This window comes from Streptomyces sp. URMC 127, assembly GCF_051386535.1.
GTDB lineage: Bacteria > Actinomycetota > Actinomycetes > Streptomycetales > Streptomycetaceae > Streptomyces.
Window position 1 is genome coordinate 1 of sequence record NZ_JBPQTW010000573.1, and the last position, 231, is coordinate 231.

Below are 231 nucleotides of genomic sequence, written 5' to 3' on the forward strand. Positions count from 1 at the left end.
TGATTAACCTGATTGCGGGCACGGCCTTTACGTTTCTGCCGGCGTTAATCGGCTGGTCTGCGGTCAAACGGTTCGGCGGCAATCCGCTGCTTGGCATTGTGCTCGGCGTGATGCTCGTGCATCCTGATTTGCTGAACGCGTGGGGCTATGGAGCCGCGGAACAAAGCGGAAAGATCCCGGTATGGAATTTGTTTGGACTTGAAGTGCAGAAAGTCGGCTATCAGGGACAGG

General features: G+C 55.8%; 1 protein-coding gene. It reads left to right on the forward strand.

Going from position 1 to position 231, the window contains the following annotated elements; genetic code table 11:
* Positions 1-231: PTS transporter subunit EIIC (locus tag ACSNOH_RS35435; RefSeq protein ID WP_436725536.1), on the forward strand; the 231-nt coding region annotated here is incomplete at both ends.